This is a genomic window from Streptomyces muensis (genome assembly GCF_021474425.1).
Classification (GTDB): domain Bacteria; phylum Actinomycetota; class Actinomycetes; order Streptomycetales; family Streptomycetaceae; genus Streptomyces; species Streptomyces muensis.
Window position 1 is genome coordinate 1 of record NZ_JAKEIP010000621.1, and the last position, 764, is coordinate 764.

At 71.3% G+C, this 764-nt stretch carries 1 protein-coding gene; it reads left to right on the forward strand.

What is annotated here, in order from left to right; all coding sequences use genetic code 11:
• Nucleotides 1–207 precede the first annotated feature (207 nt).
• Nucleotides 208–764: TerD family protein (locus L0P92_RS44760; protein ID WP_234768853.1), on the forward strand; the 557-nt coding region annotated here is incomplete at its 3' end.

Here is a 764-nt window from a genome sequence, read left to right on the forward strand (position 1 = left end):
ACCCTCCACGGCCCCCGCGCCACCCAGTTCCTCGCCGAGGTCGAGACGTCCGACCCCCAGCTGGTCATGGCCCGCTGGACCGGAAACTACAAGCGCGGCAACGAGCGCACAGCCAGAAACCACCCCCGCAACCGCCGCTGACCCCCGCATCCGCCAAATGGTCGCCAGGTAAGGGAACGGTAAAACGCCCCCGCTCGTTCACCCGGCATGACAGCTATGACCCCCGGCTCGAACATCCCTCTCTCCGCCGCCCGCGTGACGGTGGACGTCGCCGCCCCGGTGCGGCTCGACGTATCGGGCCTGCTGCTCACCGCCGACGGCAAGGTGCGCTCCGACGACGACTTCATCTTCTACAACCAGCCGAGCGGCCCCGGCGTGACCTACCGCTCGGGCGGCGGCACCAGCCCCGACGCGATCACGGTCGACACCTCGGCCGTACCCCCCGGCATCGAGAAGATCGTCGTCACCGCCAGCCCCGACGCCGCCGGCCAGACCTTCCAGGGCATCGAACCGACCGCCACCATCCGTAACGCGGACGACAACAGCGTCCTGGCCACCTTCACACCCCCGCAGCTCGGCACCGAGACCGCACTGGTGATCGTCGAGGTCTACCTCCGCAACGGCGCCTGGAAGGCCCGCGCGGTCGGCCAGGGCTACGCCAACGGCCTGGCCGGCATCGCCACCGACTTCGGCGTCACGGTCGAGGAACCGGCCGCCCCCGCAGCCCCGCCGCAGCCCACCATGCAGCCCCCGGCCACCCCGCC